We start from the raw sequence: 2183 nt of genomic DNA, 5'->3' as shown, positions 1-2183 counted from the left end.
ACGCCGGCGCGGCTCAAAGACCGGGATCCGCCCCGGATCCCACTCCTCGAACGCCGGAGGGCTGACATTGCCCTGCGGGCAATCCAGCCTCCGGGCGGACGGCAGCAGCCACATCCACCCTCGCCGGCTTTGAGGCGCGGGGTCCGGGGCAGCGTCGCGGCGGCGGCGCTGCGGCCGGGGGACTACGCGCGGGCCGCGGCCTCGTCGGCCAGGGCGGTGAGGTCCTCGATGGACATCGCGCCCGGGGGCAGACCCTCGCGGGCGAAGATGTTGGCCGCGTGCCGCAGGACGTCGTTGACCGGTGTCGGCACCCCGTGCAGTCGGCCCAGCAGGGAGATCTCCCCGTTGAGGTAGTCCGCCTCCACCGAGCCCGTGCCCCGCGCCAGGCTCTGCCAGGACGAGCCGCCACGCACGCCGTCCGGCTGGTCCACCTTGCCGTCGCGGGCCAGCGCCTGCTCGGCGTCCGAGGCGTACGGGACGCCCGCGGCCCGGAAGGCGGCCTTCCCCTCGCGGACGGCCCGCGACAGCAGCGCCGCCTTCGCGGGATCCGGTTCCGGTCCGGTGGTCGCCTGGATCGCGTTGCCCAGGTTCCCCAGCAGCTTCGCGTACTTCCAGCGCATCACGTCCGTGGTCGTCGGCGCCCCGAAGCCGGCCTTGGTGAGGTCCGCCGCGACGGCCCGGGCAGTGGCGTCCGTGCCGCCCGCCGCCCTCCCCACGTGCAGGACGCCGGTCAGCGGCGCGCACAGCGCGGAGACCACGCCCGGCTCCAGGAAGGTGGCGGGCAGCCATACGCACACCCCGTACACGCGCGCGAAGCGCCGTAGCGCCAGCCGCTCGCTCTCCACACCGTTCTGCGCGCAGAGCACGGGCAGCCGCTGTGCGGCCGTTCCGCCGCCCGCGACCTCCGCGTCACCCCACGCGTCGAGCGCGGCGATGGCGTCCTGGGTCTTCACGGACAGCAACAGCACGTCGTCGGGGCGCAGTTCACCCAGTTCGTCCGGTCCGGTGACGACGGGCAGCCGGTGTATCCGGGTCCCGTCGGCCGTCGTGAGGCGCAGCCCCTCGGCGCGCAGGGCCTGCGCGTGCGCGCCGCGGGCGACGAGTACGACCTCGCCGCCCGCCTCCGCGAGCCGTCCGCCGATGGTGGCGCCGACCGCGCCCGCGCCGATGATGATGTAACGCATGCCACGAGCCTGGCACATCCGGCCGCCGGGGTGTGCGTCGGGGCGCGGCGAACCGCCGTGCCAGCGGGGGACGCGCCTTACGGGTGGTAGTTCTGCCGGCCGGAGGGATCCAACCGGACGATGCCCAACAGGCTCTCGGCGAGTTGCTCCTCGAAGAAGAGCCCCGGAATTCCTCGGGACCAGCTTGGAGTTGATCGCGAAGGAGGGGGTGTGACTACTATCTTTCCCCTCCCGAAGAACAAACCGGACTGTAGACGTTCGCCGGCCCCGGGCGCACCCCTGATGCGCACGCGGGCCCGGGGTCAGGCCCCGGTCAGCTCCACGAGCTTGGCGACGGTGTTCCAGTTGCGGGTGGTCACGTCGAGGCCCTTGACGACGGCGGGCCTGGCGAGGGCCTCGGCGAGCTTGGAGCGGCCCAGGCCGTCGGGGGCGTAGAGGTAGAGGACGCGCTCACCGATCCGGTACTCCTCGGGGAGGTACGCCGCCCCGTCGAGCGCGGCGAAGCGCTCCGCGCCGGGCTGTTCGGAGCAGAAGGTCACGTGCAGCTGCCTGCCCTCCAGCTCCGCGGCCGGGAACGGGCAAGCCTCGGCGACGGCGCGCAGGTATGCGCCGTCCAGCACCAGGCACGCCACGCGGAAGCCGAAGTGTGCCTCGATGGCCGCCTCCAGTTCCCGGGCGAGGACGGTCGGGTCCTGCTGCGTGCTGCTGAAGACGGCGTTACCGCTCTGCAGATACGTCTGCACCTCGCCGTGGCCGAGCCCCTCCAGCAGCGAACGCAGCTCCGCCATCGGGACCTTCTTGCTCCCGCCGACATTGATCCCGCGCAGCAGGGCCGCGTACTTCCTCGTCATCGCCTTCTTCGTCATGGGCGCACCTTAAGGGCTGTCCCGTCCTCCCCGGCGGGCGCCCGGCGCCACTACGGCCTACGGCAATTCGGCCTCGATGAGGTCGGCCGCCTGACGTGTGCCGCCCTCGGTCTCCATCCGGGCGCGGACGGCC

At 73.1% G+C, this 2183-nt stretch carries 2 protein-coding genes; both read right to left on the bottom strand.

The annotated features are described in order from the left end of the window. Positions 1-182: 182 nt before the first annotated feature. Complete coding sequence (locus tag ACWGIU_RS36315; protein WP_453712340.1) at positions 183-1184, bottom strand: ketopantoate reductase family protein; 1002 nt, start codon at positions 1182-1184, stop codon at positions 183-185. A 302-nt stretch (positions 1185-1486) separates the two neighbouring features. After that, positions 1487-2035 (bottom strand): DUF1697 domain-containing protein, encoded by a 549-nt coding sequence (locus ACWGIU_RS36310; RefSeq protein ID WP_453712341.1) that lies wholly within the window; start codon positions 2033-2035, stop codon positions 1487-1489. Positions 2036-2183: the final 148 nt, after the last annotated feature.

It is taken from the genome of Streptomyces sp. NPDC054840, assembly GCF_053611065.1.
This window is presented reverse-complemented; position numbering and strand designations above follow the sequence as displayed.

Bases quoted from the DNA above. Each gene is read 5' to 3' on its own strand.
- ACWGIU_RS36315 (WP_453712340.1), bottom strand. From the start codon at position 1,184: ATGCGTTACATCATCATCGGCGCGGGCGCGGTCGGCGCCACCATCGGC.
- ACWGIU_RS36310 (WP_453712341.1), bottom strand. From the start codon at position 2,035: ATGACGAGGAAGTACGCGGCCCTGCTGCGCGGGATCAATGTCGGCGGG.